The organism is Synechococcus sp. MU1648, from assembly GCF_023630615.1.
GTDB lineage: Bacteria > Cyanobacteriota > Cyanobacteriia > PCC-6307 > Cyanobiaceae > Parasynechococcus.
Genome location: NZ_JAKUHI010000002.1, coordinates 22,909 through 39,250 on the forward strand (window position 1 = coordinate 22,909; position 16,342 = coordinate 39,250).

The following is a 16,342-nucleotide window of genomic DNA, read 5'->3' on the forward strand; positions in this document are numbered from 1 at the left end:
ACAACGCTCCTTAGGCTGCCAGGGACGGGAGGCTTCGCCATCGCTCACCCCACAGACCTGCTGGATCAACGCAGCCGCGACCGGGCCTGCAGGGCGATGGGATGTCTGCCCTTCTCGGAGGCCCTCTACCGAGATCTTCAGCAGCAAGGCTTGGATGCTGGCGACCTCTGGAGCGAGCCGGGACGCTACAGCCGCAAGGAGCGCTGGTTCCGCAACAGCGAGGCCCTCGAAGACGATCTCCGTTGGCTGATCAGTGTGGGCGTGCTGCGCCGGGAAGTGGATGGGCAGGGGCTGACCAGCCGCTTCAGGCTCACCCCCCTGGGTCGCCAGCTTCTGGATGAAGATCCTGCAATCCTGCAGCGTCAGATCCCAGTGCTGGATCGACTGCGTCACAGCCTGCGTCGGCACTGGCCGTTGTAATGCAAACCACTCCTCGCCCTCTCATGGTGCTTGGCACCTCAAGCGGGGCTGGCAAATCACTGATGACGGCGGCGTTATGCCGGGTGCTCCAACGACGGGGAGAGCAGGCGCTGCCCTTCAAGGGGCAAAACATGAGCAACAACGCCTGGGTGGATGCCGATGGCGGGGAGATGGCCTACTCCCAGGCCATGCAGGCCTGGGCGGCCGGTCTTGAGCCCTGCTGCGCCATGAATCCAGTGCTGCTCAAACCCCGGGGAGACAGCACCAGTGAGGTGATCCATGGGGGCCGGAGCGTGGGGACAGCCCGCGCAGAGCACTACTACCGCGACTGGTTCCGACCGGGTTGGCAGGCCATCCGGACCGGGCTGATGCAGCTCCAGCAGCAATGGCCCCAGGGTCGGCTGGTGCTGGAGGGGGCGGGAAGCCCTGTGGAGGTCAATCTGCAGCGCCGCGACCTCACCAACCTGCGCCTGGCCCAGTACCTAAGGGCCAACTGCCTGCTGGTGGCCGACATTGAGCGCGGCGGAGTTTTTGCCCAGGTCGTCGGCACGCTCGCCCTACTGCGACCGGTGGAGCGCCCCCTGATCAAGGGCATCCTGATCAACCGCTTCCGCGGCCGTCGAGAGCTTTTTGATGAGGGTCGAAGCTGGATGGAGGCCAACACAGGGGTTCCAGTGCTGGGGGTGATGCCCTGGCTCAACGATCTGTTCCCGCCAGAAGACTCCCTCGATCTGCTGGAACGCAAACCCACCCGCGGGACCACCGATCTGGAGATCGCTGTGCTGCGGCTGCCCTCCATCAGCAATTTCTCCGACCTCGATCCTCTGGAGGCCGAACCCAGCGTGAGGCTGCGCTGGATTCAGCCCGGTGAACCCCTGGGAGAGCCCAATGCGGTGATTCTTCCGGGAAGCAAACAGACGCTGCGCGATCTGGAGGCGTTGACCAACAGCGGACTCGGCGACCAACTCAAGACTTACGCCCGCGCTGGTGGCTCCGTCCTGGGCATCTGCGGCGGAATGCAGATGCTGGGCCAAACATTGAACGATCCTGAGGGGCTCGAGGGCATGGATCAGATGGGGCTACAGAGCGGATTGGGACTCCTGCCCTTGGCGACCACGTTCACCGGCACGAAAAGCCTGCGCCAGCGCAGCATCCAAAGCCTTTGGCCCATGGACACGCAGCTGACGGGATTTGAACTGCATTACGGAACCACCATCCCAGACCCCGGTCTTCAGCCGCTGAGCAGCGACCCTGGCTTGGGTTGGTGGACTCCCGGCCCGAAGGAATCGAGCGTGGTGGGCACCTACCTACACGGTCTTCTCGACAATGGCCCTTGGAGACGAGCCTGGCTCAACAGCCTTCGCCGGCAGCGTGGTCTCCAGCCGTTGCCCAACGAGCCCAAAAACCACAGCGTGCACCGTGACCTTTTGCTGGATCGATTGGCCGACGCCTTCGAGCAGCATGTGAACCTTGCACCATTGCTCCAGCCATGACCTCGATCCCCGTGCGCTGGCCCGATGGCCGCACAACTCAGGAACGCATCGGTGACGACTGGTTGGTGGCCGCCAATGGAGCAGGCATCAACATTCCCACCGGCTGCCTAGGGGGCAGCTGTGGGGCTTGCGAAATCGAGGTGAATGGAAAGGTGGTGCGCGCCTGCATCAGCACCGTGCCCGCTTCGAAATCAGCGAAACTCTCCGTTGACTTCGCCACCGACCCGCACTGGTGACTCCCTTTCGACTCAGCCTGATGGCTCTGCTCACCGGAGCCTTGAGCGGCGCCGGTGTCGCTCTTGGTATGGGCTGGATCGACAGCTTGAGCCGGATGCTCTGGGGAGACCCAATCCTGGAAGGGTTGGACCGCGGCCTGCCCCTGGGCTGGTCGCTGCTCATCTGCGGCGGCTGCGGCTTGATCTTGTCGCTGCTGCATCGACCAGGCCCCACCACATTGCTGCCTGAGCTCAGGGAGACCCTGAACGATCTGAATCATCCGGACCAGGCTCCGAAGCGCGATGAAGGCCGTGGTCTTCTTGGAGCGACCTTGGCCCAGATCGGTGGAGGTGCCGTCGGGCCGGAGGCCCTAATGAGCCGCATGGCCGCACTGATCAGCCAAAGGATTTGGCGCGGGCGAGACCAGAAACTCCAGGCTGCAACGGTGGCGGGAAGCCTCGGGATGTTCGGGGCGCCACTGCTGGGGGGTGCTGTTGTTGGCGAAGCCCCCCAACCGAACAGAAAACAGACTTACCTCGACCGCTGGCTGCCTGGAAGCCTCGGCGGCCTGGCTGGTTTTGCTGCATTTCATGGCATCGGTGCCGCCAGCGGCGGATCGCTCCAACGGCTCCCCTACATCTGGCCCAGCACTCTGGGGGAAGACCTCGGCACCCTGAGCGCAGGCGCACTGGGTGGAGTAATCGGCTGCGGGCTGGGTTGGCTGCTGCTGCGCTGGCAAGGCTGGCTCAAGCGTCGCCAACTCATGGCCCACTGTCCTTGGTGGCCGCTGCTGACCGGTTTACTGCTGGGGGCCTGCATGCATTGGCTGCCATTGGTTCCCTTCGCAGGAGAAGACCAGATGCGGCCCCTGCTGGAAGGCCAGAACTCGAATGAGGCCTGGCTCCTACTGCTCTCCGCGATGGTGAAACTGCTGATGCTGGGCCTGTGTCTGGAAACCGGTTGGCGCGGGGGGGTGTTTTTTCCCCTGTTCCTGGTCGCCTGCGCGATCGGGATGGGGCTGCATCTGCTCCTCCCGGATCTGGGAAGTCTTGGCAGCTGGTGCGGAGCACTCACCGGTGCCTTGTACCGCTACGTGCTTCCTGCGCCGTTGGCTGTTCTGGTGCTGGGGCTCGCCCTACTGCAGGGGCACGGCGCGGCAGGCCTGCTCATTGGCCTCTGCATGGCTCAATTGATCAGGCTTCATGTTTCCCCGGATGGTGGCCCTCCACCTCGCCATTGAACACACGACTGGCCCGGATATCTGCCGCCTCAATCGTGGTGAGATCCAGCCTGGTCAGGGACTCCCCCATCCGCGAAAACAAACGGTTGGCCTGACGAAGACGGGCCCGATCCAAGGCATTGCGTATCGAGCGCGCATTGGCAAAAAAGGGCAGTTGACGCCGGCGCGACACGTAGTCCCAGAAAGCTGTTTCGGCCTCAGCGCTGAATTGGTAATGCTGTTCATCCAGAAGCAAGCCTGCGATCGCCATCAGCTCGTCGTCGCTGTAATCCGGAAAATCCAGATGATGGGCCACCCGTGAGGACAGTCCGGGATTGGAGCTATAGAACGTCTCCATCCGATCTTTGTAACCCGCAAAGATCACCACCACGTCGCTGCGCCGGCTCTCCATCTCCTGCAGCAGAATTTCAATCGCCTCGGCGCCGTAGTCGCGTTCGTTATCCGGTTTGTAGAGGTAGTAGGCCTCATCGATAAACAGCACACCGCCCTGGGCCCGCTTGAGCATCTCTTTGGTTTTAGGGGCGGTATGGCCCACGTACTGACCCACCAGATCGTCACGGCTGGCCGTGACCACATGGCCTTTGCGCAGGTAGCCCAGGCGGTGCAGGATTTGCGACATCCGCTGCGCCACAGTGGTCTTGCCGGTGCCGGGGTGCCCGGTGAACGACATGTGCAAACTCGGCGCGGTGCTGGGCAGATCCAATTGCTGTCGAGCCTGATCCACCAGGAGCAGGGCAGCGATCTCACGGATCCGCGTCTTAACAGGGGCTAGTCCGATCAGCTCTTGATCGAGTTGGTCCAACACCTCAGCCACCCCGGAATCGGCATAGGCCGATGCCAGATCAACGGAGGAGGGCATCGATCTCAGCGGCAAAGGCGCGATCGGCCTCGCTCAGCTGTGCATCGGGGCTGTCTTCTTCAGGACGAAGGGTGATGTTCACGTAGGTGCGCCCGAAGCTGATGTCGGGGAAGCGTTGGGTTGCCTCGCTGTGCTCGCCAAGCTTGTCAAGGAAATCACGGGTGGCGTCGTAGCTGTCGAACTCAAAGCGACATTCGAGGCACACGGGTCGTTTCCGCTCCTGCCACTGATTCATCAGAGCCCCCCGATCAACCTAAACCTGTTGAAAACCTAGAGGAGCGCCACCCGCTGGCAGCCCATCAAGCGCCCGGCCCAGGACTCCGCATAGGCCCGATTGGCCGCCTGCTGCTCGGGATCATCGCTGTCGAGCGGATGGGGCATCGTTCCAGCGATGGCGGCATTGGTGACGCAGAACATCGACTTCTGGAAGCTGACGCAGATTTGCACATGCACATCGGTCTGCCCCCGACCGTGGTCGTCGTACCAGAGGCTTAGTTCCTCAGGCAGATGGCGGTACATGTCCTGCATGCAGAGGCTGGGGGGAATCCCCGCACCCATGCTCGGAATCGGATCGGCGTAAAGGGCGCCGTACTTGAAATCACTGATGTCTGGTGAGATCTGACGTGCCTGGGCGTTGTACGACACCGTTCCCAAGAAGGGCATGCCTCGGAAGAAGACAGCCTCCACGTAGGGCACCGCCACATCCATCAGGAAGGTGAGGCCGGCTTCGGGCGGCAACACCCAGATCTCTTCACCGCCGATCGACACCTTGTATTCAATCGGGCTTCCCGCAGCCGCCACCAAACCGTCACGGATGTGATGCACCACATCGTTGACGCAGGTGACTTCCTTAATCGCATAACGGCGCGCCAGGTCGATGAAGATGTCACTCATCACCCGCCAAAACAAGCCGAGGCAGTAGATCGTGGTGAGCGAGCGAATGGCCTCAGGCGCGAAGTCGGGATAGAGGCGGTTGTTCAGAGCAAGTAGCGGATCTCGAGCCGACTTGCGCTTGATCACCCGCTGGCAGGCCTCTGCAAATTCGGGCGTGTCCAGGTAGGCATCAAGCCCTCCGGTGCCGTGCCAGAACATCGCCTTCTGGCAGTACTCGGCGTACTCAAAATTGATCCGGTCACCCAACAGGTGCTTCCAGAGGCGCTTGACGCTGAACCCCTCATGGAAAAAGCGGAACACCGGGAAGGGGTTGAGCATCTGCTTCTCGCCCTGGTCCACCAAGTTCTTGCTGTAAGCATCGAGAACCAGGCCGTAGCTCTCCAAGACATTGACCACCTGAAGCAGATGATCGGGGGTGTCTTTGAGCAGAGGCGTATCGCTGAGCAGCCGGCGGATCAGCTCCTCCTGAGCCGGTAAAACCGGGGGCTGAACGGGGGACACGGATGTCGGGGTCATGACAGATCTCCGGTGATCAGGCTGAGGCCCGTTGTCGCCGCTTCACTGAGGTTCGAAAGCAGCTCAGGAGCAAGGCCAAGCACCAGCACACCAAGGCTCAGGGCGATGGCCGGAAACTGCTCCCGCAACGCCACGGGGTTGAGGATACGGGGATTCACGACCTCGCCGGGGGCAATCGCTAGGCGACCGAAGAAGGCACGGTTGACCAGCAACAGGAAATACACAGCCGTTAGGCCTGATCCCACCATCGACAGCAACGTGGCCAGGGGGAAAGGTTGGAGACTGCCGCGGAAAATCAGGAATTCGGAGATGAAGCCCGCCATCCCCGGAATTCCGGCGCTCGCCATAACGCCAATGATCATCAGTGATCCGGTAAGGGGCAGGCCGCGCTGGGGATTCAACAGGCCACGGAGAACATTGAGGTCGCGGGTCCCGGTTTGGGCGTAGACGACACCCACCACGAGGAACAGCACCCCAGAGATCAGCCCATGGCTGACCATCTGGAAGAGAGCACCCATCAGGCCAAGCGGTGTGGCTGCGGCGGCGGCAAGCAGCACATATCCCATGTGGCCCACGGAGCTGTAAGCCACCATTCGCTTCATGTCGGTCTGGGCGATCGCCGCCAGGGATCCGTAAAGCACGGAAATTGCAGCCCATCCCGCTAACCATGGAGCAGCCACCTGCCAGGCTTCCGGGAACAAGCCGAGGCAGAAGCGGAGCAGACCGTAAGTTCCAAGCTTCAGGAGAACGCCAGCCAGGAGAACCGACACCGGCGTTGACGCCTCGGTGTGGGCATCCGGAAGCCATGTGTGGAAAGGGAAGAGGGGAATTTTGATGCCAAAGCCGATCAGCAGAGCCCCCATGAGAATCAGCTGGGCCGTCATGCCCAATTCACCAGCCAGGATGGGGCGAAGGCTGAAGTCCATGGTCCCGGTGACCAGGGCGATGCCGAGGAAAGCCCCCAAGATCAGAACCCCTGAGACCGCCGTCACGATCAAAAACTTGGTGGCGGCATAGGCACGATTGGCACCGCCCCAAACCGCGATCAGCATCCACAGCGGGATGAGTTCCAATTCGTAGAACAGGAAGAAGAGCAGCAGGTTCTGGGCCAGGAAGGCTCCATTGACGGCGCCGGAGATCACCAACAACAGGGCGAAATACACACGGGGGCGGTTCTCGATCGTGCGAGACGCGATGGCGGCCACCAGGCAAAGCACCCCATTCATCAGAACCAGAGGCAGTGACAGGCCATCCAGCGCCAGGGCGTAATCCAGGCCAATGGCATGCACCCAGCGGGCTTGTTCCACCAGCTGCAGGCCGGCATCGGCTGCGTCAAAGGGCAACAGCAGCGCAAAGCTCACCAGGCACTGAACCACCAGCACAACGATGGAGACATCACGCAAGCGTGCGCTCGATGGCGATCCTGGCCAAAGGATCAACACGAGGGCCCCTAGGAAGGGGATCAGGAGGAGAAGGGAAAGCAGCATCTCGAGGCGATCAGGTGAGGAACCAGCTCACCGCGGTGAGGAAGAGAACGATGGCCAGAAGCACCGTGAGCACATAGGACTGGCTCTGGCCGCTGACGCTGAGCTTGAGGCTGTCGGCGCTGGCCATGGAGAAACGAGCCACCCCATTGAGCAGCCCATCTACAACATTTCGGTCGAACCAGGAGGCGAGCCGGGAGAAGCCAGCCACCACATTGACGATGGTGAGGCGATAGAAGCGCTCTGTATAAAAGTCGTAGGCCAAGAGGTCTTGCCACCAGCGCAGCAGAGGATTGAGCGAACGGGACCAGGCCTTGCTCAAGGGGAGCACCGCGCCGGCCAGCAGTCCCAGCAGGCCGCTTCCCACCACAAGCGCTGCTGCCCAGAGGGGGAAGGCCAGCAAACCATCGAGAGACTCAAGCCGCACCAGCAGCAGCGGCGTGATCAGCACAATCACGGTGAGCGCCACCATCGGCAGGGCCATCTGCCAGTTGACCTCAGCAGCCCGGCGGGACTTGATCAATGCATTACCCATGAACACATGGCGGAACAGCCGCACCAGCCCAACGGCAGTGAGGGCATTGGTGAGCAAGAACACAGCCATGAACGGCACGGAGCGCACGCTCAGCAACTCGATCGACTGAGCAAGCGCCAGGAAACCACCCAGAGGCAGGAACCCGACCAGGCCGGCACCCCCCACCAGGAAGGCTGTGGTGGTGGCAGGCATCCGGCTGCCCAGACCACCCAGCTCCGTGATGTCCTGGCAGTTGGTGGAAGCAATCACCCCACCAATGCTCATCGACAGCAGAGCTTTGGAGACGGCATGGGTGAACAGGAGCAACAGGGCCAGCACCGGGATCTGCAGCGCAATGGCGATGAAGACCAGACCCATATGAGCAGTGGTGGAGTACGACAGCGTTCGTTTGATGTCGACCTGGGCCAGGGCCACCAGGGAGCCACCGATCGCACTAATGCTGCCGATCACGAGCATCACGCCGATAGCGATGGGAGAGAGCTGCAGGATCGGCATCACCTTCAACAGCACAATCGCGCCGCAGGTCACCACAACCGAATTGCGGAGAATCGAGGCGGGATTCGGGCCCTCCATGGCTTCGTCCAGCCAGAGGTGCATGGGGAACTGGGCACATTTGCCCGTGGGGCCTGCGACCAGACCCAGGCCTAACAACGTCGCCGCCAGCGGGGAGAGGGTGTCCTGGGCGGCCCAGGCATAGAGATCGTTGAACCCCATCACGCCGGAGTAGCTGCAGAGCGCCACCACACCCATCAGCAGCAGCACATCTCCAACGCGCTTGGTGAGGAAGGCATCCCGTGCGGCGGTCACCACAAGGGGTTGGGCATACCAGAAGCCCACCAACAGATAGGTGGAGAGCGTCAGCATCTCCAGCAGGAAATAGCTTTGGAACAGGGAGTCGCTGAGCACAACGCCGCTCATCGCCCCCTCAAAGAACCCGAGCAGCGCAAAGAAACGGGCCAACGCCCATTCCTTATCCATGTATCCCAGGGAATACACCTGAGACAGCAGGCTGAGGCCCGTAATCAACTCGAGGGCCACCAGATTGGTGAGCGAAAGGCTGAAGCTGATATCCAGCTCCAGGTCGGCCACAGTGAGCCAGGGAAAGGCCAAATCCACTGGCCCTGATTGGTACACCTCCTGCAGGATCAGGCTTCCGTGAACGAAGGCCACCAGGGTCAGGAAAATATTCAGATACGCCGCCGGTCGATGCGCATCACGCCGGAACCAGCCACAAGCCCACGGCAAAGAGACCAACATCCCGATGAACCCGTAGAGCGGGATCAACCAGGCGGTCTGCTGAGGTAGCGAAAGCTCCGGAGTCAAAACAGCGAGCGGGAAGATGATCGAGCTGGTCGCTAGATGGCCGGCGAATCTAAGAGCCGGTCATCAGCAAAAGAGCTCTTTGTGAACGGCAATGAGGTGGCTTTTTGTCCCTCAGCTACGGCGAGCTGCACCACTACCGGCCAACACCGGTTCCACTTCGTTGTGGGGGCGGGCAATGATGTGAGCAGCAACGAGGCCGTCACCGACCCGCTCGCATGCATCAGCACCGGCACGCACAGCGGCATTCACGGCACCGGTTTCACCGCGCACCATCACCGTGACGTAACCACCACCCACATATTCACGGCAGATCAGGGTGACTTCCGCAGCCTTGGTCATCGCATCGGCTGCCTCAATGGCAGGAACCATCCCGCGGGTTTCGATCAAGCCCAAGGCCACACCGGGGACTTTGGGGGAAGGCGTCGCAGCGGGTTTAGCCACCGCCGATCTGCCACCTGAACCCGTGCTGGATCCACTGCTGCGGCGCGTCGTCGTGGTCGCGCGAGAAGTTGTTGTTGCAGGAGCAGCTTTGGCGGGGGTGGATGCTGCTGCAGAAGTGCTGGCCACTGGCTTCACATCCACGGTCTTGTTCGCCGCAGCAGAGGTGCGGGTGGTGCGACGACGGGGAGTGGGGGAAGGAGTAGCCATGGCTGTGAAGGTGTGGAAACGGAACGGAAACGGCGGAGGGAGATGGGTGGTCCCTATCCGTCCGGATTCCAGAAATCGATAATTCCACCGATGGTCAGATCGGTGAGGACGGTGTTGTCAGGGCAGGCATGCCGTGCCGCCGAACCGCTGGCGGTGAACACCCAGTTGCCCTCACGGGCACCAACGGGATCGACGGCCACCAGCTTCTTGCCCTTGTTGTTGCGCAGAATGCGCAGATGCATGTGATCAAGCCCTGCAACCCTGTAGGAGCAGATCAACGTGCCCATCACCTGCATGATTTCCATCAGCTGGCTTTGCCTCCTGCAGGCTTGCTGCTAGGGCTGGGCGAAGGAGAGGGCGCCGCAGTCTTCGGCGGATCGGGCTCCCAGTGATCAATGATCCCCACAATGGTGAGGTCACTTGGGTACGACTTGCTTCCAGCAGCTTCACGGGCCGCTGAGCTACTGACGCAGATCACCCAGTCGCCAGGTTTCGCACCGACAGCGTCGACGGCCACCTTCTTGGTGCTGCCATCGAGAACCACTTGGAGATGTTTGTGCTCGAAATCGGGGATCCGGTTGGTGGAGACGAGCGGCTTGATGACCTTGACGATGAGCATGATCAGTGAGCCTCCGGAAGTTGCGGGTCGAGCGTGGAACCGACGACCTCGGCCGGAGCCGTCTGGTTACGGTCGCGAATGGTGAGACAAGTGTGGAGCAAACCCTCGTTAACGAGAGCTGCATAGCGATCGGCGATGGCCTGATTCACCCGTTGGCAATCAGCGATGGCCCGTTCTCGGGCTCCTGGGACACGGCCTGAGTAGTCGAAACGCACCACGATCGGAATCGGAAGATCACGCGCCACATTCAGGCCCTTGAAAATTTTGACCCCCACATCGAGATCAGGAGCTCCCTCCTCAACCGTGTCGAGGTGGGCGAAGTAGGTGAGGTTGCGCAGATGCACCTCCTTGAAACCGATACCAACGCCGATGAAACGCTCCGCGTGGCCAGCATCCGGATAGGGACCACCGTGCAGATCCTGCACGTAATCGATCTGGGAGATGTTGTTGGCGATCAATCGGGTCAGGAAGGCCACCATCCCCGCATCCATGGGGGCAGGTGCGGAGCTTTCGACGGCTTCAGCAATTTGAGCCATGGCCTGATCGGCAGTCATGGATGCCGTGGCTGCATGCAGTTCCCTGGCGCAAAGCCAACGGTCGAGCACCATTTCGCTGTCACGGCTCGGGGGATGAACACGGATCGCATCGGTATCGGTGTCGAGGCCGATCAAAAGAAGATCAACGGAAGCACCGCAGCAGAAGCTGTTTTCCACCGACTCACGGAAATCCAGCAGTCGCTGATGACCAGCCGAAGCCGCCAATTCATCGTTGCTGCCATGGGCAGCGCAGCCCTGGTGGGAGGGGTCGAGGGAACTGAAGTGGTAAGTCACCACCTTCAGATAGCGGGTTGGTTCAGTGGAGGGATTCGGAGCGCCTTCGCGATAACGGCGATGCTCTGTTTTGACCCAACGATTCACCGTGTTTTCCACATCAAACATGGCGCCGGCATGGGAGCGTCGACGCACAGCGCTGAAGGGAATGCGCAGGGCGTAGGCCACGGTGTGCGCAAGGCGCCCGTCAGCACAGGGGGTCAGATCAAGAAGATGAATGCCGCAGTCGAGCAGGAACTGTTCAAACTCTCTGGAGGCATCACTGCCAGTGGCTCCACTCAGGGGGTCGTCCTGGAAAAAGCGGTCGCTGAACAAGCGATGGCTTTCAAAAACACACCACGCGAACAGGGCGCGCATGTCGAGAGGACGCACCCAAGCCCTCTGAAGGATGTGATCCGGCAAGTCGAAACCGAGTTCTGACCTGCAAAGCCGTTGGGCCTGGGGAATGAAATCGGTTTCATGCTGCAACGCTGAAACCTGCTGAAGCAGGGGAACGATCCGATCGAAACGTCCCTTGATCTCTTCCTCATAGGCCTGCAGACGGTCATTGGCCGCTGCATCCGTGAGCGGATGACGCCGATGGGTGATCGGCAGTGAGCTACGACTCAGATTGAAAGGAACAGCCCGGGTGGCTGCTTTCTCGCGCCGCACCCAACCGGGCTGGGAGGGAGCAGGACGCTGAGCGTCGTTGCTGGAGCGAATCCGGCCTGCAGCGACCGAACCACGATCCAATTGCGCTGCTTTGCCAGAGGTTGTTAAGGCACGACGCCTTTGCAAAGCAGCCTGGCGGGTCGACGACTCCATATCCGGAGCCATCTCTGCAGGATCAGTGATGTTGGCCAGCTGCTGAAGCTGGAGACGGGTTGGAGCCGAGGGGGCCTGAGGTCGCCCGCCACGGAAAGGCTTGGAGCGAACCATCAATGAATCAGCCCCGTGCGCCGCCGGAGACGGTGATCAGGGACCCCTTCTCGGTGTTACCGCTGGAACCAGTGACCCGACTAACAGGCCATTCGGTCTCTTCATTGCGCTTGCGCTCAAAAGAGGACATGGCACTCATCGGACCAGGTCGGCTGGGATTGCGACGGCGCGCCGATGCACCCTCTGTACCGGTCACATGCTCCCCACGATCCCAGTCATCGCCTGTGATCTTGGTGGAAGAGCCTTCACCGGTGACCCGCGATGCGGGCTTGTCAGTGGGCTCACTGACGACAGCAACGGTGGGCTGGAACTGACGTTGTTGCTGGCGGTTTTGGAACTCGCGGTTATCGAAGCGAAATTGCTCGGTACCGGTCACCTTGCCGCCAGCCATGTCAAAAGGGCCGGTGATGCGATTCCCCTCCTCGTAAGACGTGCCGGTTACACCGGAGCGTGCATCACGCTGCTGCTGAGCAGCGCGGGCGGGAGAAACAACACTGAAACGGGTCCAGGCAGCACCCTCAGGGGATTGACCGTGGGTGTCGGTGCCGGCAGGGGCATCAGCGCCACAGGCAGCGGCCAACTGATCAGCGCCGACATAAGGAGTGCCGGTCACCGCTTCACAAGCGCCGCGTTTATCCCCAGTCATGACACCGCCGACTCCGGGTTGAATCCCAGTCATCGCAGCGGAAGGGGTTCCGGGACGCACAGGGGTGCGTTCACGAATGGCTTGGACTGCGGGAGTGCCGCAGTTTTGGCCGGCCTGCTCGAGGCCTGCATAAGGAGTTCCCGTTACGGCCTGGCAGCTACCGGGCTCGTCACCTGTGACGTGCTCCGAACGGCCGGTGCGGGTTCCGCTCACCACCTGGTTGCGGTTGGTGACGCTGAAACCAACTTTGGCAGCTTCAGGCTCAGGCTTGCCGCCGCAAAAGGAATTGACCTGCTCAGCACTGATGTATTGATCACCTGTCACACGGTGGCAGGAGCCGAATTCATTACCGGTGACCTGGGAGGAGCGACCCACCAAAGTTCCAGTCACTCCAGTACCCGACAGGGTGCCGGACAAACCGACTTTGGCGGCCGGACGGCCTTCGGGGAGGGGATCAGAACCGAGGTACTGATCGCCCGTGAGGCTGCGACTTGCACCGGCTTCGTCGCCGGTGACACTGGCGGAACGACCCACCATCACGCCACTGACGGGACGACCTTGTTCCGTGAGGCTGTGACCCACCTTGCGGGGGGAACTAACACCTCCACCGCAGTAGGCAGCAGACTGGTTGGCAGAGATGTACTCGGTGCCGGTCACGCTCTTGCAGGTGCCAGGCTCATCACCGGTGACCTTCTCAGAGCGGCCCACTTCATTGCCGGTGACACGGTTGCCGTGGCTGGTGGCCGTCACACGCACTTTGGCTGGCGTCGTGGCAGCCGGAGCGGTCTGACAGAAGGTCTGGAAGACTTCAGCCCCCAGATACTCCGTACCTGTGATCGATCGGCAGGTGCTGGCTTCGTTACCGGTGGTTTTGACCGAGCGGTTGGCCTGGGTGCCGGTCACTGTTTGACCAGCAGTGGTGGTGCTTTCACCAACTTTCCAATGGGCATCAGCGGCAGCAGCCTGCTTGGCGCCATGGCGGTTGGGACCGGTGGGGCGAGTAACACCGGCACTCTGCTTGTTGCGTGCACCGGCCTTGGTGCGCAACTCGCGCACCTGCTGGGCTAGCTCACGGCTGGTGAGATCAGGGTTGGCCTGACGGGCAACAGCAGCGGCACTGGTGGACTGCTTACCGGCGGTTTTGCCGTGCTTGGCCATGGCGTCGCGGCGGGCCAAAACGAGGGCGCGACTGGGATTCTCGATCGCACGACGCTTGGGGGCCGATGCACGACGTTCCGACCGCACGGAAAGATTGGGGGCTGATGCACTCAATGAGGTCAGTGCAGTCTTTTCGGCAGCACGCTTGCCTCCGCAGCCACAGCTCTTGGTGGTTTCAGCGGCTGCAGGAGCTGGAGCAGCTTTGGTTTGACGGGCCAAATCAGCGCGGTTGCGATCGCGGCTGGTGTCTGCGGTTTTGCCGCGACGGGACAGGGCCTCACGGCGTGCAAGCACCAGATCACGACTGGCATCGCGATGGGGCTTGACCGGTGAAGTGCGCCTGGAAGGAGCAGCTGTGAACGAAGTTGTTCGCTGCGGAGCTACAGCAGCGGGAACAACAGGTGCAGAAGCAGGTTCAGCAACTGCAGCCACGTTCGTGCGGGTGGGACGGGCGTCATCAACGGTGCGAACACGGTTGGCGCCAGTACCAGCTGCAGCTGAGGACTTCTTACCGGAAGTGGTCAGCGCCTTACGGCGTTCTAATGCGAGTTCGCGACTGGAGAGTCTTGCCATGTCCGCCCGAGGGAGTCGTCGTGAGGTGGAAGGGCACTTGCCCCTCCGAAAAAAGCTGGAGCCCTGATCAGGTCAGGGCTCAGAACCATGGGTCCGAAGGATCAGCGTCCTTCGAAGACCACGAAGCAGGCACCCTGGCTCTGGGTGTAGGCGTCGTAACCGACGATGCGCACGTGGTGATCGGGGTATGCGCGGTGGCAAGCCTCGAGCTCACTGACGACAACGTTCAGATCCTTCTCACCGAAGAAGGGGAGCTTCCAATACGACCAATAGATGGCCATGGAGTTGCTGGGATGGACGTGCTCAACGAGCGGGCTCCAACCCTGGGCAATGATGTACGCGATCTGGTCGTAGATCTCGTCCTGGGTCATCGGCGGGAGGAAGCCGAAGGTCTCCAGGGTGGCGACTGTTTGATAGTCACCCACGGTGCTCTGGAAAGGCATGGGGATCCTGGGTTTAAGAAAAAAGGGTGGCCGGTTGCATCAACCGGCCGAAGAAACGATCAGTTCTGAACGTCGAGCTTGTCGACGGTGTCGAACTCGAACTTGATCTCCTTCCAGGTCTCGAGAGCGATGGCCAGCTCAGGGCTGTGCTTACCGGCTTCCATGAGGATGTCCCGGCTTTCCTTCTCGATCTCGCGACCGGCATTGCGTGCCTTGACGCAGGCCTCGAGGGCCACACGGTTGGCAGCAGCACCAGCAGCGGAGCCCCAGGGGTGACCGTGGGTACCACCACCGAACTGCAGCACGGAGTCGTCACCGAAAATGGCGACCAGTGCGGGCATGTGCCAGACGTGGATACCGCCGGAAGCAACGGCGAACACACCAGGCATGGAACCCCAGTCCTGATCGAAGAAGTTGCCGCGGCTGCGGTCTTCGGGCACGAAGGATTCGCGCAGCTGGTCGATGTAGCCGAGGGTGGTCTGACGATCACCTTCCAGCTTGCCGACCACGGTGCCGGTGTGGAGCTGGTCACCACCAGACAGACGCAGACACTTGGCGAGAACGCGGAAGTGAATGCCGTGCTTGGGATGACGGTCGATCACCGCGTGCATGGCGCGGTGGATGTGCAAGAGCATGCCGTTCTTGCGGCACCACTTCGACAGACCGGTGTTGGCTGTGAAGCCACCGGTGATGAAGTCGTGCATGACGATCGGCATACCGAGTTCTTTGGCGAACTCAGCGCGCTCATACATCTCTTCGGGAGTGTTGGCAGTCACGTTGAGGTAGTGACCTTTGCGCTCACCGGTCTCCTGCTCGGACAGCTTGATGGCTTCCGCAACGAATTCGAAGCGGTTCTGCCAACGCTGGAAGGGCTGGGAGTTGATGTTCTCGTCGTCCTTTGTGAAGTCCAGACCGCCGCGCAGGCACTCATAGACAACACGGCCGTAGTTCTTACCGCTCAGGCCGAGCTTCGGCTTGATGGTGCAACCCAGCAGGGGACGGCCGTACTTGTTCATCCGGTCGCGCTCGACCTGGATGCCGTTCGGCGGGCCGTAGCAGCTCTTGATGAACGCCATCGGGAAGCGGATGTCTTCCAGACGGAGGTGGCGGAGAGCCTTGAAACCGAAGACGTTGCCGACCAGGGAGGTCAGAACGTTGGTGATGGAACCCTCTTCGAACAGGTCGAGGGGGTAAGCGATGAAGGCATAGAAAGACTCCTTGTCACCAGGAACGTCTTCGATGCGGTAGCAACGGCCCTTGTAGAAGTCGAGATCGGTAAGGAGCTCGGACCACACAGTGGACCAGGTGCCGGTGGAGGATTCAGCGGCCACAGCTGCGGCAACTTCTTCCTTGGGCACACCTTCTTGGCCGGTGCACTTGAAGCAGGCCAGCAGGTCGGTGTCGAGGGGGACGTAATCAGGAGTCCAGTAGGTATCCCTGTACTCCTTGACCCCAGCGTCGTACTTCTTGCTCATGGGAAAACTCCGTTAGGTCGGTGAAGAGGGTGAGACGTTCGCGTGCCTCGTC

The 16,342-nt window shown here is 61.3% G+C and carries 16 protein-coding genes; 4 read left to right on the plus strand and 12 right to left on the minus strand.

The features are described from left to right. The first annotated feature begins 96 nt into the window (after positions 1-96). The 4 genes from NCN06_RS03610 to NCN06_RS03625 are packed head-to-tail and all read left to right on the plus strand — an operon-like array spanning position 97 to position 3,369. Positions 97-420: an Npun_F0494 family protein gene (locus NCN06_RS03610; RefSeq protein WP_226398824.1), complete on the plus strand. Its 324-nt coding sequence runs from the start codon at positions 97-99 to the stop codon at positions 418-420. Continuing rightward, the gene (locus tag NCN06_RS03615; protein ID WP_250398684.1) at positions 420-1,913 is read left to right on the plus strand and encodes a cobyric acid synthase; all 1,494 of its coding nucleotides are present in this window, start codon (positions 420-422) and stop codon (positions 1,911-1,913) included. The genes NCN06_RS03610 and NCN06_RS03615 overlap by 1 nt, the downstream gene beginning before the upstream one ends. Beyond that, entirely contained in the window at positions 1,910-2,149 is a 240-nt protein-coding gene (locus NCN06_RS03620; protein ID WP_115023866.1) for a 2Fe-2S iron-sulfur cluster binding domain-containing protein, read from the plus strand. Before NCN06_RS03615 ends, NCN06_RS03620 begins: the two co-directional genes overlap by 4 nt. Beyond that, positions 2,146-3,369: a chloride channel protein gene (locus NCN06_RS03625; protein ID WP_226398823.1), complete on the plus strand. Its 1,224-nt coding sequence runs from the start codon at positions 2,146-2,148 to the stop codon at positions 3,367-3,369. The genes NCN06_RS03620 and NCN06_RS03625 overlap by 4 nt, the downstream gene beginning before the upstream one ends. Here NCN06_RS03625 and cbbX read toward each other — a convergent pair. The 12 genes from cbbX to NCN06_RS03690 form a co-directional block, all read right to left on the minus strand. Next, positions 3,323-4,228, minus strand: coding sequence for a CbbX protein (gene cbbX / locus NCN06_RS03630; RefSeq protein ID WP_115023869.1), 906 nt, complete (start codon positions 4,226-4,228; stop codon positions 3,323-3,325). The genes NCN06_RS03625 and cbbX overlap by 47 nt on opposite strands. Then, positions 4,212-4,463: a 4a-hydroxytetrahydrobiopterin dehydratase gene (locus NCN06_RS03635; protein WP_115023871.1), complete on the minus strand. Its 252-nt coding sequence runs from the start codon at positions 4,461-4,463 to the stop codon at positions 4,212-4,214. Before NCN06_RS03635 ends, cbbX begins: the two co-directional genes overlap by 17 nt. 35 nt (positions 4,464-4,498) lie before the next feature. Further along, entirely contained in the window at positions 4,499-5,638 is a 1,140-nt protein-coding gene (locus NCN06_RS03640) for a CO2 hydration protein (RefSeq protein ID WP_115023873.1), read from the minus strand. Further along, complete coding sequence (locus tag NCN06_RS03645) at positions 5,635-7,125, minus strand: NADH-quinone oxidoreductase subunit M (protein WP_226398822.1); 1,491 nt, start codon at positions 7,123-7,125, stop codon at positions 5,635-5,637. Before NCN06_RS03645 ends, NCN06_RS03640 begins: the two co-directional genes overlap by 4 nt. Before the next feature lie 10 nt (positions 7,126-7,135). After that, entirely contained in the window at positions 7,136-8,980 is a 1,845-nt protein-coding gene (locus tag NCN06_RS03650; protein WP_115023876.1) for an NAD(P)H-quinone oxidoreductase subunit F, read from the minus strand. Positions 8,981-9,091: 111 nt separating this feature from the next. Then, complete coding sequence (csoS1, locus tag NCN06_RS12770) at positions 9,092-9,628, minus strand: alpha-carboxysome major shell protein CsoS1 (protein ID WP_115023878.1); 537 nt, start codon at positions 9,626-9,628, stop codon at positions 9,092-9,094. A gap of 53 nt (positions 9,629-9,681) precedes the next feature. Continuing rightward, positions 9,682-9,933: a carboxysome peptide B gene (locus tag NCN06_RS03665; RefSeq protein WP_115095164.1), complete on the minus strand. Its 252-nt coding sequence runs from the start codon at positions 9,931-9,933 to the stop codon at positions 9,682-9,684. Continuing rightward, positions 9,933-10,247, minus strand: coding sequence for an alpha-carboxysome shell vertex protein CsoS4 (csoS4, locus tag NCN06_RS03670; RefSeq protein ID WP_115023881.1), 315 nt, complete (start codon positions 10,245-10,247; stop codon positions 9,933-9,935). The genes NCN06_RS03665 and csoS4 overlap by 1 nt, the downstream gene beginning before the upstream one ends. A 2-nt stretch (positions 10,248-10,249) precedes the next feature. Continuing rightward, a complete protein-coding gene (locus NCN06_RS03675; protein ID WP_226398821.1) occupies positions 10,250-11,995 on the minus strand; it encodes a carboxysome shell carbonic anhydrase in 1,746 nt (581 codons plus the stop codon). A gap of 7 nt (positions 11,996-12,002) precedes the next feature. Further along, positions 12,003-14,372 carry an alpha-carboxysome scaffolding protein CsoS2 gene (gene csoS2, locus NCN06_RS03680; protein WP_250398685.1) on the minus strand — a complete coding sequence of 790 codons (2,370 nt, stop codon included), beginning with the start codon at positions 14,370-14,372 and terminating at the stop codon, positions 12,003-12,005. 101 nt (positions 14,373-14,473) lie between these two features. Beyond that, positions 14,474-14,815: a ribulose bisphosphate carboxylase small subunit gene (locus tag NCN06_RS03685; RefSeq protein ID WP_115023886.1), complete on the minus strand. Its 342-nt coding sequence runs from the start codon at positions 14,813-14,815 to the stop codon at positions 14,474-14,476. Positions 14,816-14,874: 59 nt separating this feature from the next. Then, positions 14,875-16,290, minus strand: coding sequence for a form I ribulose bisphosphate carboxylase large subunit (locus NCN06_RS03690; protein ID WP_115023888.1), 1,416 nt, complete (start codon positions 16,288-16,290; stop codon positions 14,875-14,877). Positions 16,291-16,342: the final 52 nt, after the last annotated feature.